Source organism: Kitasatospora sp. GAS1066B (genome assembly GCF_041262605.1).
In the GTDB taxonomy this organism is placed as follows: domain Bacteria; phylum Actinomycetota; class Actinomycetes; order Streptomycetales; family Streptomycetaceae; genus Kitasatospora.
Window position 1 is genome coordinate 35,998 of the sequence record NZ_JBGCCO010000003.1, and the last position, 17,431, is coordinate 53,428.

15 protein-coding genes are annotated in these 17,431 nt (G+C 70.9%); 2 read left to right on the top strand and 13 right to left on the bottom strand.

All coding sequences use genetic code 11. The features are described 5' to 3' along the window. Nucleotides 1–3 precede the first annotated feature (3 nt). The 10 genes from cydB to ABH937_RS03550 form a co-directional block, all read right to left on the bottom strand. Complete coding sequence (gene cydB, locus ABH937_RS03505; protein ID WP_370217180.1) at nucleotides 4–1,056, bottom strand: cytochrome d ubiquinol oxidase subunit II; 1,053 nt, start codon at nucleotides 1,054–1,056, stop codon at nucleotides 4–6. A 17-nt stretch (nucleotides 1,057–1,073) separates the two neighbouring features. After that, entirely contained in the window at nucleotides 1,074–2,618 is a 1,545-nt protein-coding gene (locus ABH937_RS03510) for a cytochrome ubiquinol oxidase subunit I (protein ID WP_370217181.1), read from the bottom strand. Between the two features lie 240 nt (nucleotides 2,619–2,858). After that, nucleotides 2,859–3,488, bottom strand: a complete 630-nt coding sequence (locus ABH937_RS03515; RefSeq protein WP_370217183.1) for a Uma2 family endonuclease — start codon at nucleotides 3,486–3,488, stop codon at nucleotides 2,859–2,861. A 101-nt stretch (nucleotides 3,489–3,589) separates the two neighbouring features. Further along, on the bottom strand, nucleotides 3,590–5,167 hold the full coding sequence (locus tag ABH937_RS03520; protein WP_280691202.1) for a HAMP domain-containing sensor histidine kinase: 1,578 nt from the start codon (nucleotides 5,165–5,167) through the stop codon (nucleotides 3,590–3,592). Nucleotides 5,168–5,215: 48 nt separating this feature from the next. After that, nucleotides 5,216–6,082, bottom strand: a complete 867-nt coding sequence (locus ABH937_RS03525) for a response regulator transcription factor (RefSeq protein WP_280691203.1) — start codon at nucleotides 6,080–6,082, stop codon at nucleotides 5,216–5,218. A gap of 271 nt (nucleotides 6,083–6,353) precedes the next feature. After that, complete coding sequence (locus ABH937_RS03530; RefSeq protein WP_370217185.1) at nucleotides 6,354–7,142, bottom strand: hypothetical protein; 789 nt, start codon at nucleotides 7,140–7,142, stop codon at nucleotides 6,354–6,356. 76 nt (nucleotides 7,143–7,218) lie between these two features. Then, complete coding sequence (locus ABH937_RS03535) at nucleotides 7,219–8,412, bottom strand: ABC transporter permease (RefSeq protein WP_370217186.1); 1,194 nt, start codon at nucleotides 8,410–8,412, stop codon at nucleotides 7,219–7,221. Nucleotides 8,413–8,423: 11 nt separating this feature from the next. Further along, nucleotides 8,424–9,317: an ABC transporter ATP-binding protein gene (locus ABH937_RS03540; protein WP_370217188.1), complete on the bottom strand. Its 894-nt coding sequence runs from the start codon at nucleotides 9,315–9,317 to the stop codon at nucleotides 8,424–8,426. Further along, on the bottom strand, nucleotides 9,317–10,897 hold the full coding sequence (locus tag ABH937_RS03545) for an efflux RND transporter periplasmic adaptor subunit (protein ID WP_370217189.1): 1,581 nt from the start codon (nucleotides 10,895–10,897) through the stop codon (nucleotides 9,317–9,319). The genes ABH937_RS03540 and ABH937_RS03545 overlap by 1 nt, the downstream gene beginning before the upstream one ends. 190 nt (nucleotides 10,898–11,087) lie before the next feature. Further along, nucleotides 11,088–11,687: a PadR family transcriptional regulator gene (locus ABH937_RS03550; protein ID WP_370217190.1), complete on the bottom strand. Its 600-nt coding sequence runs from the start codon at nucleotides 11,685–11,687 to the stop codon at nucleotides 11,088–11,090. A gap of 132 nt (nucleotides 11,688–11,819) precedes the next feature. Between ABH937_RS03550 and ABH937_RS03555 the strand changes: the two genes are divergently transcribed. Then, nucleotides 11,820–13,061 (top strand): FAD-dependent oxidoreductase, encoded by a 1,242-nt coding sequence (locus tag ABH937_RS03555; RefSeq protein ID WP_370217191.1) that lies wholly within the window; start codon nucleotides 11,820–11,822, stop codon nucleotides 13,059–13,061. A gap of 212 nt (nucleotides 13,062–13,273) precedes the next feature. Further along, nucleotides 13,274–13,630, top strand: coding sequence for a hypothetical protein (locus ABH937_RS03560; protein ID WP_370217192.1), 357 nt, complete (start codon nucleotides 13,274–13,276; stop codon nucleotides 13,628–13,630). A 297-nt stretch (nucleotides 13,631–13,927) separates the two neighbouring features. On the opposite strand, the gene ABH937_RS03565 is transcribed toward ABH937_RS03560, so the two are convergent. The 3 genes from ABH937_RS03565 to ABH937_RS03575 are packed head-to-tail and all read right to left on the bottom strand — an operon-like array spanning nucleotide 13,928 to nucleotide 17,417. Then, nucleotides 13,928–16,201, bottom strand: coding sequence for an FtsX-like permease family protein (locus tag ABH937_RS03565; protein WP_370217194.1), 2,274 nt, complete (start codon nucleotides 16,199–16,201; stop codon nucleotides 13,928–13,930). Then, nucleotides 16,198–16,896 carry an ABC transporter ATP-binding protein gene (locus ABH937_RS03570; RefSeq protein WP_280691212.1) on the bottom strand — a complete coding sequence of 233 codons (699 nt, stop codon included), beginning with the start codon at nucleotides 16,894–16,896 and terminating at the stop codon, nucleotides 16,198–16,200. The genes ABH937_RS03565 and ABH937_RS03570 overlap by 4 nt, the downstream gene beginning before the upstream one ends. Continuing rightward, nucleotides 16,893–17,417, bottom strand: coding sequence for a PadR family transcriptional regulator (locus ABH937_RS03575; RefSeq protein ID WP_280691213.1), 525 nt, complete (start codon nucleotides 17,415–17,417; stop codon nucleotides 16,893–16,895). Before ABH937_RS03575 ends, ABH937_RS03570 begins: the two co-directional genes overlap by 4 nt. Between the last annotated feature and the right edge of the window lie 14 nt (nucleotides 17,418–17,431).

The following is a 17,431-nucleotide window of genomic DNA, read 5'->3' on the forward strand; positions in this document are numbered from 1 at the left end:
GGCTCAGCTCTCGGCGGCAGGAGCGGCGGGAGCTGCGGGACCGGCCGGACCGGCCGGCTGGCCCGACGGGATGTGCTGGACGCCGATCCGCTTGCGGAACACCCAGTACGTCCAGCCCTGGTAGAGCAGCACGAGCGGGGTGAAGACGGCCGCCACCACGGTCATCACCTTCAGCGTGTAGGGCGCCGAGGAGGCGTTGGAGACCGTCAGGCTCCACGCCGGGTTGAGCGTGGAGGGCATCACGTCCGGGAAGAGCGACAGGAAGAGCATCGCGACGGCGGCCACGATGGTCAGCCCGGAGAGGATGAACGCCCATCCCTCGCGGGCCAGTTGGTTGGCCGCCAGCGCGCCGAGCAGGGCGAGCACGGCCACCACCAGCGCCGCCAGGCTCCAGCCGTCACCCCGGTGGACCTGGGTCCAGGTCAGGAAGGCCAGCGCCAGCACCGCCGTCACCAGGCCGAGCCGAAGTGCCATCGCGCGGGCCCGGGTCCGGATGTCGCCGACCGTCTTGAGCGCGGCGAAGACCGCGCCGTGGAAGGTGAAGAGGAGCAGCGTGGTCAGGCCGCCGAGCAGCGCGTACGGGTTGAGCAGATCACCGAAGCCGCCGATGTAGTTCTTCTGCTGGTCGATCGCCACGCCGTGCACGATGTTGCCGAAGGCCACCCCCCAGAGGAAGGCGGGCAGCAGCGAGGTCCAGAAGATCGCCTGCTCCCAGCCGTTCTGCCAGCGCTCCTCGGTGCGCTTGTGCCGGTACTCGAAGGCCACGCCACGGATGATCAGGCAGACCAGGATGATCAGCAGCGGCAGGTAGAACCCGCTGAACAGGGTGGCGTACCAGTCCGGGAAGGCGGCGAAGGTGGCGCCGCCGGCGGTCAGCAGCCAGACCTCGTTGCCGTCCCAGACCGGGCCGATGGTGTTGATCAGCACCCGGCGCTCCGCCCGGTCCCTGGCGAGCAGCCTGGTGAGCACACCGATGCCGAAGTCGAAGCCCTCCAGGAAGAAGTAGCCGGTCCAGAGGACCGCGATCAGGACGAACCAGACGTCATGCAGCTGCATCTCTACTCTCCCCGGGCTCAGTAGGCGAAGGCCAGCGGGCGGTCGGCGTCCTCGTCGGAGCCGGGGCCACGCAGCCTGGGGTCCTTGGCGGGCGGGCGTTCGTCGACGTCCGGGCCGGCCTTGGCGTACTTCGCGAGCAGCCGGACCTCGATCACCGCGAGCACCGCGTAGAGCGCCGTGAACGTGCTGAAGGCGATGACCTGGGTGCCCACACCGACGTTCGGGGAGACCGAGTCGGCGGTGGTCAGCAGGCCGAAGACGGACCAGGGCTGACGGCCCATCTCGGTGAAGATCCAGCCGAAGCTGTTGGCGACCAGCGGAAAGCCCATGGTCAGGATGCCGATCCGCCAGCTCCACTTGGTCAGCGTCGGGCCCAGTTCGCGGGTGCGGGTGAGCATCAGGCGCGGCGGCTCGTCCTCACCGGTGCGGAACTCCGGTGCCAGGAACCACTTCTTGCGGGTGGTCCAGAGCCCGATCGCACCGGCCACGAAGGAGGTCATCCCGAAGCCGATCATCAGCCGGAAGCCCCAGTAGGTCACGAAGATGTCGGGGATGTAGTCGCTCGGCTTGCCGCCGTACTTGGCGGCCTCGGCGGCGGCGGTGTCGTTGATGCCGGGCACCGGCGAGTGGAAGTCGCTCTTGGCGAGGAAGGAGAGTATCCCGGGGATCTCCAACTCCACCGAGTTGTGGCCCTTCTGCACGTTGCCGACCGCGAAGATCGAGAACGGCGCGGGTGCCTGGGTGTCCCAGAGGGCTTCGGCGGAGGCCATCTTCATCGGCTGCTGCTCGAACATCACCTTGGCCAGCGTGTCCCCGCTGAGCGCGGTGCCCAGGCCCGCGACCACGGCCAGCACCAGGCCGAGCCGCAGCGAGGTACGCATCGAGGCGGTGCGGCGCTCATCCGCACTCGCGGGCTTCCGCTTGGCCTTCCACAGGTGCCAGGAGGCGATGCCCACCACAAAAGCGGCGCCGGTCAGGAAGGCGGCGGTCAGCGTGTGGAAGACCACCACCAGCGTGGTGTCCTGGAACAGCACCTTTCCGATGTCGGTGAGCTGCGCCCGCTTGGTCACCGGGTCGATGGTGTAGCCGGTCGGGTGCTGCATCCAGGAGTTGGCGGCCAGGATGAAGTACGCGGAGAGCATCGTGCCGATCGCCACCAGCCAGATGCAGGCGCAGTGGATCTTCTTCGGCAGCTTGTCCCAGCCGAAGATCCACAACCCGATGAAGGTGGACTCGAAGAAGAAGGCGATCAGCGCCTCCATCGCCAGCGGCGCCCCGAAGACGTCCCCGACGAAGCGCGAGTAGTCCGACCAGTTCATCCCGAACTGGAACTCCTGCACGATCCCGGTCACCACGCCCATGGCGATGTTGATCAGGAAGAGCTTTCCCCAGAACTTGGTGGCGTGGAAGTACTTCTCCTTGCCCGTCCGCACCCAGGCCGTCTCCAGCCCGGCGACCAGCGCCGCCAGACTGATCGTCAGCGGCACGAAGAGGAAGTGATAGACGGTGGTGACCCCGAACTGCCATCGCGCGATGGTGTCGTGAGCGATCGCTAGCTGCACTTCGCCCTCTTCCCTTCGATCCGACGCCCGATCTGGTCTGGTTTGATCCAGATCCTGCCTCACCAACCGGACAAAAGCGCCGTTTGTCGCAAGCGGCACCAATACCGGTCAAGCTTGCGAGCTTGTGAACGTGAACACTTTCACAAGCTCGCCGTTGGAGACAGTATGCCGCACACCTGTGCGGCCGCCGGAGGCGGGGTGGGGTGAAGGGAAAGCGGAACGCTCGTGAATATGTGAAGGTCAGGCCTGCGGCTGGTCGGCCGGGGTCGGGGTGCCGGTGATGTCCGGGCCGATCACGAAGCCCTTGGCCGGGCCCTCGGGGATGACGGCTTCCTCGCCGTAGGGGGTGCGGACGGACCGGGCGTAGGCGCCGCGCTCGGGGTCGGGGCCACTGAGGACGGTGACGGCGCCGGCGCCGTCATGGTCGTCGATGATCACGTAGACCGGGATGTCGGCCTGGGCGTACGCGCGGTGCTTGCGGACACGATCGCGCTGGCGGGCTTCCGCGCCGGGGGAGACGGTCTCCACGACGAGTCCGACACCGGAGGCCAGGGCCCCCAGTCCCTCGGGGTGCTCGATCTCCTCGACGTCCTCCGGTGCGACGAAGACGTCGGGAATGAGGACCTTGAGGTTGTGGATGACGTTGATGTCCTGAGCCGGTGCATACCCGCTCCCCCGCAGGAAATCGTGCAACGCCAAGGCGAGCCGCTGATTGACCTTGCCGTGGCGAAGCCGTCCGGTCGGTGACACCTCGATGGCTCCCTCGATGATCTCCGCGCGGAAGCCCTCGGGAACATCCATGGACTTCCACAGCTGCCACAGGGCCTGGTCCAGGTCCATGGTGATCACCTCGGTCGCGAGCGCCGTCATGAGGACACCTCTCCTCCCGTCCAGTGTCAGCGGCGAGGCCACCGTGACACAAGCCGCAGCCGTACGATCACACACCGATGGCCGCGCGCAAGAGGCTTCGCCTACTCACCACTCGAACGAGGCAGCGTCAGCCGGAAGGTCGCCCCCGCGCCGAGGGCGGTGTCCAGGGTCAGCATGCCGCCGTGAGCCCGCGCGAAGGCGGTGGCGATGGCGAGGCCGAGGCCGGCGCCGCCGCCCTCGTGGCGGCTGCGGGAGGCGTCGACGCGGTAGAAGCGCTCGAACACCCGCTCGGCTTGACTGACCGTCAGACCCGGTCCCGAGTCGGCGACTTCGAGGACGCAGCCGTCGGTGCCGGCGCCCACGCCGATCCGGACGGCGGTGCCGCGCGGGGTGTGTTTGACGGCGTTGCCGACCAGGTTGGTGACCACCTGGCGCAGCCGGGCCTCGTCGCCGAGCACGGCGGCGGCGCCCGGCGAGCCGCTGCCGCCGGGGCCGGTGAGGGAGACCGGACGGGTGGGGTCGAGCGCGGTGAGGTCGTGCAGCGCGTCGGCGGCCAGCGTGCGCAGGTCCATCGGGGCCAGGTCGAGCGGGCGTTCCTCGTCCAGCCGGGCCAGCGTCAGCAGGTCCTCCACCAGGCCGCCCATCCGGACCGCCTCGCTCTCTATCCGGTCCATGGTCCGCTTGACGTCGGCGTCCGAGGCCAGCGCGCCCATCCGGTAGAGCTCGGCGAAGCCGCGGATGCCCGCGAGCGGAGTGCGCAGCTCGTGCGAGGCGTCCGCGACGAAACGCCGCATCCGCGCCTCCGAGGCGGCCTGGGCGGCGAACGCGGACTCGATCTGGTCGAGCATCCCGTTCAGCGCCAGGGAGAGCCGGCCGACCTCGGTACCCGGCGGCAACTCCGGCATCCGGTAGGAGAGTTCACCGGCCGCGATCAGCTCGGTGCCGCTCTCGATCCGGCGCAGCGGCTTCAGCCCGGCCCGCACCGCGAAGGTGCCGAGCCCGGTGATCAGCAGCAGTACCACGCCGCCGATCGCGAGGAAGGCATGGCCCAGCCGCTCGACGGTGGTGTGCACGTCGTCCAGCGAGACCGTGACCAGCACGTAGGACGAGAAGGTGGAGCCGGGCGACGGCGGGGTGGTGCGCGTGATCGGCAGGATCAGCGCCCGCCAGGTGGTGTCCCGGTCGCCGGGCAGGTCGAAACCCTTGCCGAGGTGGGCGGCCACGGTGGCAGCCGTGATCGAGGAGAGGTCCGGCTCGGGGTCGTTGACCTCCATCGGCTGGCGGTACGAGCGGATCACGCTGCCGTCGGCGGCGAGCATCCGGACCTCGTACTGGCTGGGCAGGCCGCCCGGGCTCTGCAACCGCCGGGCGCCGTCGTCGGTGGGCGGGCTGGTCGGCGGTCCCTGCTTCACGGTGCCGCCGGCGCCCGCCGTGTGCTGGCCGCCCCGGTGCGCGAGGGTGGTGCCGAACTGCTTCAGCTGCTGGTCGATCCGGCCGGTCAGCTGCTCGCGCACGGTGCCGAGCACGATCACGTCGCTGACCACCAGACCGGTGGTGACCAGCACCAGGGTCAGCGCCAGCAGCCGGGCCCGCAGCGAGAACCGCCCGGTGCGGCGCAGCACGGCGCTCGGGCGCAGGCCCAGCAGACGACGCGGCACGAAGGAACGCAGGGCCCTCACAATTCGTCCACTCCAACGACGCAGTTGACGCAGGCCCCACACAGCCGATCAGTCCTGCGGCTGCTGCGGCGGGCGGCGCAGCGCGTAGCCGATGCCGCGCACGGTGTGGATCAGCTTCGGGCCGTGGTCGGGGCCGGAGTCCAGCTTGCGGCGCAGGTACGAGATGTAGGACTCGACGATGCTCAGGTCGCCGCCGAAGTCGTAGGCCCAGACGTGGTCCAGGATCTGCGCCTTGGAGACCACCCGGCCGACGTTGGCCATCAGGTAGTGCAGCAGCTTGAACTCGGTCGGCGAGAGCGAGATCGGCCGGCCGTCCCGGGTGACCTCGTGGGCCAGCGGGTCGAGCGTCAGGTCGGCCACGGTGAGCCGGCCGTCCTCGGCCGGACCGCCGGCCCGGCGCAGGATCGCCCGGATCCGGGCGATCAGCTCCTCCAGGCTGAACGGCTTGGTCACGTAGTCGTCGGCGCCGGAGGCCAGGCCGTGCACCTTGTCCTCGGTGCCGTCCTTCGCGGTGAGGAAGAGCACCGGCAGGTGGTCGGCCGGGCGCGGGCGGCCCGGGCGGGCGGCCAGGCCGGCCGGATTGGCGATCTGCTGGCGGCGGGTCTGCTCGCGCAGCCGCTCGACCACGGTGAAACCGTCCAGGTCGGGCAGCATCACGTCGAGCACCACCAGGTCGGGGCGCTCCGTCGCGATCGCGGCCAGCGCCTCCTCGCCGGTGGCCGCCGACTCCACCCGGAACCCGGAGAAGCGCAGCGAGGCGGAGAGCAGCTCGCGGATGTTCGGCTCGTCGTCCACCACCAGCAGGAAGGCCTCGCCCGAGGCGCGCGCGGGCGAGGCCGGGCCGCCGGCGGCGAGTTGCGCGGGGCCGGTCGAACCGGCCTGGGCCGCGCTGCCGGACACCGTCGCTGTCGTCATAGTCCCTGTCGTCACGGGGTCCGCCTCCCGGGCGCTCTGGGCTTGTCAGCCGAGCGGATGTGATGGAGTCGGGAGGTTACGCGCACTAGATGAGAGGCGGATGAAACTCATCGAATCCTTCGAGTACGGAGGATCCAACGCGTTCAATACTCGTCAGTACGCTCATGCCCGCCGGACCGCCGGCGGCGCGGCACGTGAGGGCACGCGCAGGCGGCCCCGGGAGCAGTCTCCCGAGGCCGCCTGACTTTTCCGTCCGTGACCCGGCGCCTGCTCAGCCGCCGGCCGTGCTGGCGCCGCCACCGGCGCCAGCACCACCGGCGCCACCGCCACCGAATCCGCCGCCACCGCCGAACCCGCCGGCGCCGGTCGCACCACCCTCGGTCAGCTGCGAGGCCGAGTAGCCGCCGGAGCCGTCCGGGGTGCCGACCACGGTCACGCTCTGGCCCGGCTGCAGGTCGCCGACCTGGCCGTCCTTGGCCACCGAGACCTTGGTGGAGCTGCCGGTGGTGACCTTGACGATGTTGCCGCTGGCGTCGGTGAGGTAGACGGTGCTGCCGTCCACCAGCTTGACCGTGCCGCGGGTGAAGCCCGCACCACCCGCGCCGGCCGCACCACCACCGCCACCCGCGCCGCCGCCACCGCCGGCGGCGGCACCCCGGCCGCCGCGGGTGCCGCCGCTCTGGCCCGCCTTCTGCAGCGCCGCCGTGATCGCCCGGCTCGCGGTGGTGGTGTTGTCACCGTGGTTCTTCTGGTACCAGGCACCGCCCGCGAAAGCCGAGGCCGCGATCACCCCGCCGGCCAGCAGCAGGGTGACCCAGGGCAGCTTGCGGCGCGGCGGGGCCGCCAGCTCCGCGGTGATGTCCCGCGCGTCCGGCGCGGTGGCCAGCAGTTCGGCGTGCGCCGCCGACTCCGCCGACAGCGCCATCCCGGCGCTGGGGGCGGCCGCGGCGGACGGCGCACCGGGCGAGTGGCCGACGGACGGGTGGCCGACGGACGGGGGCACGGCCGGCAACCGCATGGTGTCGTCGGCCCGGACCAGGTCGCTGTTGTTGGTGGGCATGGGCTCTGACTGCTCCCGCTCTGCTCGCTCGGTGATCATGACTGATCCGTGGTCGTACCGGTGGCCATCGCGCGCCTCACTCGTGCCGCAGGGCGTCGATGGGACGCAGCGAGGCGGCCCGGTTGGCCGGGTAGCTGCCGAAGAAGAGGCCGATCGCCACCGCGATCCCGAAGGCGCCGAACACCGAGGAGGGGATCACCACCGGCTTGATCCCGACCACGCTGAAGTGCGAGCCGATGATGCCCGCCGCGACGCCGAGGCCGGCGCCGAACACCGAGAGCAGGGTCGACTCGGTCAGGAACTGCCCCAGGATCACGGCCTTCGGCGCGCCCAGGGCCTTGCGGATCCCGATCTCCCGGGTCCGCTCGGTCACCGTGACCAGCATGATGTTGGTGATCCCGATCCCGCCGACCAGCAGCGAGATCGCGGCCACCGCGCCGAGCAGCACGGTGAAGGTCTGGCTGGTGCTCTCCCGGGTGCTGAGCAGCGAGGTCTGGTTGCTCACCCGGAAGTCGAGCTTGGTGGGGTCGGTCAGCGAGTGCGTCCCCATCAGGATCTGGGTGATCTCGCTCTGCGCCTGGGTGGTGGTGTCGGCCGAAGTGGCCTGCACCAGGATCTGGTTGACCGAACCGAACCCGGTGAAGGCGTTCTGCACGGTCGGCAGCGGCGCGATCACCACGTCGTCCGGGTCGGTGAACCCGGTGGCGCCCTTGGTCTGCAGCACGCCGACCACGGTCAGCGGGGTGCCGCCGAGGCTGATCGTCTTGCCCACCGGGTTCTCGGTGTCGAAGAGCTGCTGCGCGGTGGTCGAGCCGATCACCGCGACCTTGGCCGAGTTGAGCACGTCGTCGGCGCTGAAGTAGTCGCCGGAGGCGATCTTCTGATTGGCGGTCTCGAAGTACGCCGGGTAGGTGCCGATCACCGAGCCCGGGGTGTACGAGGTGTTGCCGTAGTCCGCGGTGGCGGTGGTGGTGACCACCGGGGCGACCGACTTGATGTCGGGCGCGGCGGCCGGGTTGGCCAGTGCGCGGGCGTCGTCCACGGTCAGCTTCTTGACGGTGCTGCTGGTGCGCGCGCCGCCGCCGCTGCCCGAGGTGACGGTCAGCGAGTTGGTGCCCAGCGCGGTGATCGAGTTCTTCACCGCCGTGGACGAGCCGTTGCCGACGGCCAGCAGCAGGATCACCGAGGCGACACCGATCAGCACGCCGAGCATGGTGAGCGCGGAGCGCACCTTGTTGGCGGCCAGGCCCGCGAAGGCGAAGCGGATCATCTGCCAGAGGATCACGATCGACCCCCGATCAACGCGCCGGTCTGCTGGGCCTGCTGGGCCTGCGCAGCCGCGAGCTGGCGGGCCAGCACCGGCGGCGGACCGCCGGCCGGGCCCTGCCGGACGTCGGAGGTGACCTGACCGTCCACCAGGCGGATGACCCGCTTGGCGTGGGCGGCCACCTCGTCCTCGTGGGTGATCAGCACGACCGTTCGTCCGGTCGCGTTCAGTCCGTCGATGATCGCCAGTACCTCTTCGGTGGAGCGGCTGTCCAGGTTGCCGGTCGGCTCGTCGGCCAGCAGCATCGCCGGCGCGGTGACCAGCGCACGGGCCACCGCCACCCGCTGCTGCTGCCCGCCGGACAGCTCGTTGGGCTTGTGGTCGGCGCGCTCGGACAGGCCCACCAGGGCCAGCGCCGCGAGCGCGCGCTTTCGGCGTTCGGCGGCCCGGACTCCCGCGTAGGCGAGCGGGAGTTCGACCTGGGCCAGCGCGGAGGTGCGCGGGACCAGGTTGAACGACTGGAAGATGAACCCGATCTTGCGGTTGCGGACCAGCGAGAGCTGGCTCTCGTCCAGATGCCCCACGTCGATCCCGTCCAGCAGGTAGCGCCCCGCGGTCGGGACGTCCAGGCAGCCCAGGATGTTCATCAGGGTGGACTTGCCGGAGCCCGAACTCCCCATCACGGCAACGAAGTCGCCCGGCTCGATGTCCAGGCTGACGCCCAGCGGCTCATCGGTCTGCGGGTCCCAGGGACCACACAGGGCGTGCACCGTCGCGTCGCCGTGCCCGTACGACTTGGTGAGCCGGCGGACCTGGATGACGGGCGGTGGCACCTGCTGGACGGCGGGCTCGGCGGCTTCGGCCGCCGCCGAGCCGGCGGAGCGCTTCGCGCGGGCGCGGCGGGCCATCAGGCACCGCCCTTGGCGCCGCCACCGCCGCCGCCACCGAACCCGCCACCGCCGCCGCCCAAGCCGCCGCCACCGCCACGGGTGCCACCGCCGCCGCCGAAGCCGCCGGGGAAGGAACCGCTCGGGAAGCCGTTGCTGCCACCACTGGTGGCCGAGGCCAGCTGGACCTTGTCGCCCTCGTTCAGGCCCGAGACCACCTGCACGGTGGAGTCACCCACCACGCCGACCGTGACCGAGACCCGGGAGGTGGTGCCGTCCGCCTTCACCAGCGTCGCGGTGCGGGTGGTGCCGGTGCCGGAGAGCGCCGCCGACGGCACCGAGAGGGCGTTGTCGGCCTCGCCGGTGACCACCGAGACGGTCGCGCTCAGGCCGGTGCGCAGCTGGCTGGTGTCGCCGTTGATCTGCAGCGTCGCCGCGTACTGCACCGCGCTGCCCGCCGCGCTGCCGCTGCCACCGCTCGACACCGGCAGCGAACTGACGGACAGCACCGAGGCGTTGAGCGTGGTCGAGGACTGCGCGTTGAGCGTGACGGTGGCGCCCTCGCCCTTCTTCAGCTTGAGCGAGTCGAGCTCGGAGAAGTCGGCAGTGACCTCCATCCCGGTCGGGTTGGTGATGACGATGAAGCCCGAGGGGCTGGTGGAGGTCGAGGAGCTGCCGGCCTTGCTGCTGGAGCTCGAGTTGGAGCCGGCGCCGCTGCCGGAGCCGCCCGAGCTCGGGTCGCTGCCGGTGCCGGAGACGGTGTCGCCGACCTTGTTGGAGATCGAGGCGACGGTGCCGCCGATCGAGGCGGTCAGCGTGGTGCCGACCAGCGCCGTCTGCGCGTTGGTGACGTTGGTCTGCGCGGTGGTGACCTGCTGCTGGGCCTGGGTGAGCTGCTGCTGCGCCTGGTTCACCTGCTGCTGCGCCTGGGCGACGGCGGCCGGGTCGACCTTGGTGGTGGTGATGGTGGTCATCTGCGGGGCGGGGGCACTGTTGCCGCCACCACCGGCGCCGCCACCACCGGCGCCGCCCGCCGACGGGCTGGCCGTCGACGAGGCGCCCGTCGGAACAGCGGTGCCGGTCGGGGCGCCGCTCGGGTTCGGGTGGGTGAAGGAGGACTGGACGACGCCTCCGCTGCCGCCGACCGGGACGCTGCTGGTCGTGGTCGTCCCCGCCTGAGCCTTCGTCAAGTTGGCCTGCGCCGTGGTGACTCCGGCCTGCGCCGTGGTCACTGCGGCCTGCGCCAGGGTCAGCGCGCCGTTCGCGGCGTCCAGCGCCTGCTGAGCGGCGGTGGTGTCGACGGTGGCCAGCACCTCGCCCTGGGTCACCGTGTCACCGACCGAGACCTTGACCGCCGTCAGCTTGCCACCGGTGAGGAAGTTGTCCCCGGCATCGGTGGGCGAGCTGAGCGAGCCGGATCCGGACACCGTGGCCAGGACCGTTCCCTTGGTCACGGTCGCGGTGCGGGCCTGCGTCTTGCTGGCGGCGGAGCTGCTGGTGCTGTTCACAGTGGTGTATGCCAGCGCGCCCCCCGCGAGGAGGGCCACGCCGAGCACTGAGTTGAGGATGACGACGCCACGCCGTCGCGGGAGGACCTTCATAGCGCACAAGAGTCGCCCGGTGCTCTTGCGAAGTTCTGGGCGCAATCTGGACGAACGCTGAGGTTCGCGCTCCGGACTATCGCCCCAAATACGGACAAACAGCCAGCGGATCAGCGCCCTTCAAAACGCCGATCACGCAAATCACAGGAAGTTCCCAGGCATCTCGGGCGCCGTCTTCACGGCCGGTCGGCTAATCCGCCGCTCCGAGCGCCATCAGCTGCTCGACCGACCAGGTGAGCCGCCCCGAGCGCAGGTCGTCGATCACCGCGCGCAGCCACTCGACCTCCGCCCGGGTCACGGCGTGCAGGTATTCGGTCTCCAGCAGGACCACCCGGGGCAGCCCGTCCTGTCCGCCGCCGGCCAGCGTCGCCGCCAGGCCGGCCAGCTGCTCCTCGGTCGCGCGCAGCCGCCGCTCCAGCACCTCGGGAATCTCCTGCGGGTCCAGCATCACCAGGTTCGAGAGCGCGGCCGGGAACTGCGGGAACTCCTGCTTCGGCACGGCGAGCATCTCGATCAGCCACTCCCGGGCGACCACCCGCCCGGCGTCGGTGACCTCGTAGACGGTCCGCTCCGGATACGCCTGGTCCCGCTCGGTCTCCCGGACCGCGACCAGGCCGGCCTCCTGCAGCCGGTCGATCGTGCGGTAGAGGCTCGCGCGCTGGCCCACGTTGACCACCTGGTCCTTGCCCCAGGCCTTGACCAACCGCTGCAGACCGTAGGGATGCAGCGGCTTGTAGTGGAGCAGGGCCAGCACGGTCAGCGCGAGGGGGGAGCTGCGGTGGGTGGTCATGCCTCGATCCTAGCTTCGAAAGAACTAGTTGACCTGAAACTAGTTTCAGTGCAACTATCGATTCATCGGGACCCGGCGCGGCGTCGGACCCCAGCCACGGACACAGACGCAGACACGGACACGGAGAAGCCAATGAGTACCCAGACCCGCACCGCCCTGGTGATCGGCGGCGGCATCGCCGGCCCCGTCACCGCGATGGCCCTGCGGCAGGCCGGCATCGAGGCCACCGTCTACGAGGCCTACCCGCACACCGCCGACAACGCCGGCGCCGGCCTGAGCCTGGCCCCCAACGGCCTCGACGCGCTGGACGCGATCGGCCTGGGCGAGCTGGTGCGGCCGCTCGGCCGGCCGATGACCGGCATCGTCCTCCAGGACTGGGCAGGCCGCCGGCTCGGCGAGTTCGGCAATCCGCCCGGGGTGCCCCCCATGCAGTTCTTCTGGCGCGCCGACCTCTACCGGGCGCTGTACCAGGAGGCCGAGCGCCGGGGCATCCGGATCGAGCACGGCAAGCGGCTGGTCGGCGCCGAGGAGAGCGAGCTGGGCGTGACGGCGCACTTCGCCGATGGGACGCGGGCCACCGCCGACGTGCTGATCGGGGCGGACGGCATCCGCTCCACCGTCCGCACGCTGATCGACCGGGCCGCACCCGGTCCCGAGTACGCCGGGCTGATCAGCTTCGGCGCCCGGGTGGACCGCGCCGAACTGCCGGACACCGGCGGCAAGATGAACATGAGCTTCGGCAAGCGGGCCTTCTTCGGCTACCAGGTCTTCGACGACGCCTCGGCCGTCTGGTTCGTCAACCTGCCGAACCGCGAGCCGATGACGGCGGCCGAGGTCCAGCGGACCCCGGCCGAGCAGTGGCTGCCGCGGCTGTGCCAGGCCTTCGCCGAGGACCGCACCCCGGCCGCCCGGATGATCGAGGCGACCACCCCGGACCAGCTGCTGATCGTCGGCCCGGTGGAGAACATGCCGCAGGTACCCACCTGGAGCCGCGGCCGGCTGGTCCTGGTCGGGGACTCGGCGCACGCGCCCTCCTCCAGCTCCGGGCAGGGCGCCTCGCTCGCCATCGAGAGCGCGATCCAGCTGGCCCGCTGCCTGCGCGACCTGCCCCGCGAGGAGGCGTTCGCCGCCTACGAGGCGGAGCGCCGGCCGCGCGTGGAGAAGATCATCAAGGAGACCACCAGGAAGAACAGCGCCAAGGCGGCCGGGCCGGTCGGCCGGGTGCTCAACGCCTGGGCGCTGCGGGTCTTCAGCAGGCTGGTGAAGCCGGAGAAGATGACCTGGATGTTCGACTACCGGATCGACTGGGAGGCGCGGGTCGCCGGCGCTCCCAGCCGGTCCGGCACCGGCTCCCTCAACCTCGCCCTTTCATGAAGCGGGCCCTCCGACGGGTGGTCAGAAGAGTGGAAAGGCCACGGCGGCTCACCTCCCATCGGTCGGGCCGCCCGCTATAACCCACTTGGCCGTATAGGAATATCGTTCCTATACGTCTGTACGGGTGGTTCGGCTCATGCTCAAGGGGCTTTCTGGGTCTGTGCGCGTCACGCTAGAAGGGTTTCATCCCGCAAGTATCAAGGAGTTCCCTCGTGCGTCTTCGGCACTCTCTCGGCGCTGCTCTCGGCGCTCTCGCCCTCACGGCCGCTCTTCCTATGCCGGCCCACGCGGATAACGGCTACCTCGCCTACAAGTACGGCGACCCGCTCTTTCCGAAGCAGGCGAAGAACGGAACGTACCCGGACAACCTCACGATGCCGGAGGCGGTGTGCATCGAAATCCCCGAGGTCGAGAACAAGCCTCTGCAGTTCGCCTGGGCACCCAGCAACCACACCGCGAGCTACCTCTACGTCTTCACCGAGGAAGAGTGCTTGGGCGTGAAGACGAAGGTGGAGGCCGGCCAGAGGCTCGGGAGCAACATCAAGTTCAAGTCGATCTACCAGCCGTAATGGGGCGGTGCGTCGCGGGGTGGTCTCGCAGTCCGGCGCCGTGCTGCTGGTAGAGACCTCCCGCCAGACAGGGCTGGACGCGTCGATATCGGCGGCTCTGGCGCCGTGGCGCAAGGCGCGTGCGGTCCATGACCCCGGCACCTGCTCGCCTGGATGCCCATGCTCGCCCTGACCGGCGACGCCCGCCGGTGGGAGCCCAAGCGCACGCGGCTGCGGTTGTTCTCCGCACAAAGCCCAGCCCGGACAGGCAGAAACGGCCCGCCAGCCGAGCTGACGAGCCGTCATGCAAGATCGAGGTCAATCGTTCCGTGCCGTCTGCGGCCCGGTGATCCGCCGCAGCAGCGGCAGGGTGGAGCCGATCACCCCGAGCGAGGCGGCCAGCCCCAGCAACACCAGCAGGTAGTAGGACGGGTCCGGCGCATGCAGCGAGTAGCCCAACTGGGCCTTCAGGAAGAGCTGCGCGGCCAGGAACCCCATCCCGATCGCCACCACCGCGACCACCAGCAGCGGAAGCGCGCTCTCCAGCAGCACCACCCGGCGCAGCACCCCGAGTTGCACGCCGGTCAGCCGCAGCAGGCTGAACGGGCGCTTGCGGTCGGTCAGCCCGCCGACGATGCTCACCGCGAGGCTGCAGCCTGCGATCGGCAGGCTGACCAGGATCACCACGTCGGCCAGTTGCTGAAAGCCCGACAACTGCTTGGTCATCTCGGCGCGGTCCTCAGCGATGGTGTAGGGAACGGCTTCGCTGGGGTAGGTGAGCGCGAGCAGCGTCCTGGCCTGCTCGACCGCCGCCCGCGATCCGTCCGTCGTCACCACGACGCTCAGCACCGGCAGGCCGTCGATCTGGTCGGCAGGGAACGCGGCGGCCGGCCAGCGGGCCGGCCAGCTCTTGATGAAGTCCAGCCCCAACTCGCTGAAGAACGGTGTCACCGAGGCCGCTTCGGCGCCGGCCGGGCAGGTGCTGAAGGCCGGCGTGCTGGCCAACTGCGCGCACGAGGCCAGCGCGGAGGGCGGCATCGGCCCCGGGGCCCGGGGCCCGTCGATGAGCGGATCGCCCACACCGAGCGGGTTCGTGTGCAGCACCGTCACGCCCTGGACGCCCGGTATCGCGCGCAGCTGCGCCAGCACCGCGGCCGGCAGCGGGGTTTCCGGATCGGTGAAGTGCCCGGACTCGCCCTGCCCGTGGAAGAAGTCGTCGATCACCGTGGCCCGGACGGTCGGGCTGCCCTTCGGGATGCCGCGCTCAGCGGTCATCGCGGTCATGATGCCGACCGCTCCGGTGGTGACGCAGAGCGCCAGCACCAGTCCGCTGACCGCGCGGAAGGCGGCCCTCGGGTCGTCGGCGAGTCGCCGCGCGGCGACCAGGACCGCGGGCCGCTGGGCCCGCCGGGCCATCAGTCGGGCGCCGGCCATGGTCAGCCATGGTCCGGCGACCACCAGCCCGCCCAGGATCAGCAGGATGCCCGGCACGAAGGCCTGGATCTGTCCGTTGGTGGTCGGCGGTCGCCGGCCGACGAAGTAGCCGAGCTCGGCGACACCCGCGGCCAGCGGGATCACCCGGTACACCCGCGGTGGGCGCGGGGTGACCCGCCGGGTGACGCCGAGCGGGGAGATCTGCACCCGGCGCAGCGCGAGCCTGGCCGCAACCGCCGCCGCCACCGGTACGCCGAGCACCACCAGCAGCACGTTCACCGCGGTCAGCGAGAGGTCGCTGGTGAAGAACGGCGTCTTGGTGAAGTTCATCCCCGCGACGACGGGCCGGATGAGGAAGAAGAGCAGGAAGCCGGCGGCGGTGCCGAGCACCGCGGCGACCGTGGACTCGACCGTGGCGATCGCCGAGATCTGCCGTGGCGTGGCACCGACCAGGCGCATCGCGGCGAAGCGCTGCTCCCGGCGGGCCGCCGCCAGCCGGGTCGCGGTGCCGATGAAGATCAGCACCGGGAAGATCAGCGCGACCGCCGACACCGAGAGGATCAGCTTCATGCTGTCGGGGTTCGCGCCGACCAGGCAGGCACCGCAGTCGCTCGGCGACAGGGACGAGATCGCGGTGATCCGGTGAGCCTCGGGATTGTCGGCGAGCTGGTCCGGGGTGTGGCCGATGATGATGATCAGCGAATCCGGGCCCGGCAGCGCCGCGTTGCCGATGGTGCCGACCTGGTGGCCGGGGTAGCGGGCGCCGAGTTCGTCGGCCGGGGTGCCGGCCAGCAGCTTGCCGAGCGCGGGCGAGACGTCGTACTCCCCGGGCCCCGGCAGGTGCGACATGCCTGGCGGGACGGGCGAGTCCGGCCCGGTCACCGCGACGTCGACCCGCCCGATCTGCTTGCCCTGGAAGTACTCGCCCTTGATCATCCACCAGGCCGGGTCCGCCGCCTGCTTCGCCGTGGCGGGCGGCGCGCCCAGTCCGGTGTTCAGCCAGGCGTTGCGGTCGTTCTGGGTGGTGGTCGCGTTGATCGTCGCCAGCACGCTCAGCAGCAGGGCGACACCCACCCCGACCGCGCCCGCGATGACGGCCAACCTGCCGACCGCCTCCCGACCGGCCGCCAGGGTGAGCCGCAGTCCGAGCCGGATCACGAGGCCAGCCTCTCCGTCGTCAGCGAGGTCACCTTGCCGTCACGCACCACGACCTCACGGTCCGCGCAGGCGGCCACCCGGGGCTCGTGGGTGACGATCACCACGGTGGTGCCCTGCTCGCGCGCCGAGGCGACCAGCAGGTCCATCACCTGCTCACCGGTCAGCGAGTCGAGCGAGCCGGTCGGCTCGTCGGCGAAGAGCACGCCGGGCTCGGCGACCAGCGCCCTTGCCAGCGCGACCCGTTGGGCCTGACCGCCCGACAACTCTCCCGACCTGCGGCCCTGAAGGCCGTCCAGGCCGAGCCGCCCGAACCACTGCCCGGCCCGGACCAGCGCCTCGGCCCGCCGGGCGCCGCCGAGCAGCAGCGGCAGCGCGACGTTCTCCGCGGCGGTCAACTCCGGCACCAGCTGGCCGAACTGGAAGACGAACCCGAAGCGGTCCCGGCGCAGCGTGCTGCGTTCGGTCTCGCGCATGGTGTCGACCCGGCGCCCGTCGAACCGGACCTCCCCGGAGTCGGGGGTGAGGATCCCGGCCAGGCAGTGCAGCAGGGTCGACTTGCCCGAGCCGCTCGGGCCCATGATGGCGACGATCTCGCCGGCCGCCACCGCCAGGTTCGCGCCGCGCAGCGCGGGCGTCTCGCCGAAGGAGAGCGCCACGTCGCGGGCCTCGATGATGAAGTCGTCGCGCTCGCTCATGAGTTCACCTCATCGGCGAGCGCGCCGAGCCGGGCGGCGGTCTGCTCGATCCAGCGCAGGTCGGCTTCCAGGTGGAACAGCCCGTGGTCGGCGAGCAGCCGGTCCACCAGCGAACCGCCGCGCCGGATCTCGGTCAGCTCGCGCATCCGCTGCAGGTGCGCCGCGCGCTGGATGTCGAGGTAGCCCGCGGCGTCGCGGCCCAGCATCAGCGCCAGCACGACCTTGGTGAAGAGCACCGTCTGCAGGTGCGGTTCGGCATCGGCCGGTGCGCCGAGCCAGGTCTCCAGCTCGGTGGCGCCGAGGTCGGTGATCACGTACCGCTTGCGGTCCGGCCCGGTCCCGGCCTCGACCTCGCCGACCACCACCTTTCCGTCCCGGGCCAGCCGGCTGAGGGTCGAGTAGACCTGCCCGGGCGGCAGCGGCTTGCCCCGTCCGAAGTAGGTGTCGTAGTCGCGTTTGAGGTCGTAGCCGTGGCTCGGCTCGCGTTCGAGTAACCCGAGGAGGGCGAGAGGAACTGTCATACCTGAGTATCTAC

What these genes read in the sequence shown, in the direction of transcription:
- ABH937_RS03550 (WP_370217190.1), bottom strand. Translation starts at nt 11,687, where the DNA reads ATGACCACCCACCGCAGCTCCCCCCTCGCGCTGACCGTGCTGGCCCTG.
- ABH937_RS03540 (WP_370217188.1), bottom strand. Translation starts at nt 9,317, where the DNA reads ATGGCCCGCCGCGCCCGCGCGAAGCGCTCCGCCGGCTCGGCGGCGGCC.
- ABH937_RS03535 (WP_370217186.1), bottom strand. Translation starts at nt 8,412, where the DNA reads ATGATCCGCTTCGCCTTCGCGGGCCTGGCCGCCAACAAGGTGCGCTCC.
- ABH937_RS03525 (WP_280691203.1), bottom strand. Translation starts at nt 6,082, where the DNA reads ATGACGACAGCGACGGTGTCCGGCAGCGCGGCCCAGGCCGGTTCGACC.
- cydB (WP_370217180.1), bottom strand. Translation starts at nt 1,056, where the DNA reads ATGCAGCTGCATGACGTCTGGTTCGTCCTGATCGCGGTCCTCTGGACC.
- ABH937_RS03555 (WP_370217191.1), top strand. Translation starts at nt 11,820, where the DNA reads ATGAGTACCCAGACCCGCACCGCCCTGGTGATCGGCGGCGGCATCGCC.
- ABH937_RS03545 (WP_370217189.1), bottom strand. Translation starts at nt 10,897, where the DNA reads ATGAAGGTCCTCCCGCGACGGCGTGGCGTCGTCATCCTCAACTCAGTG.
- ABH937_RS03575 (WP_280691213.1), bottom strand. Translation starts at nt 17,417, where the DNA reads ATGACAGTTCCTCTCGCCCTCCTCGGGTTACTCGAACGCGAGCCGAGC.
- ABH937_RS03570 (WP_280691212.1), bottom strand. Translation starts at nt 16,896, where the DNA reads ATGAGCGAGCGCGACGACTTCATCATCGAGGCCCGCGACGTGGCGCTC.
- ABH937_RS03530 (WP_370217185.1), bottom strand. Translation starts at nt 7,142, where the DNA reads ATGCCCACCAACAACAGCGACCTGGTCCGGGCCGACGACACCATGCGG.
- ABH937_RS03515 (WP_370217183.1), bottom strand. Translation starts at nt 3,488, where the DNA reads ATGACGGCGCTCGCGACCGAGGTGATCACCATGGACCTGGACCAGGCC.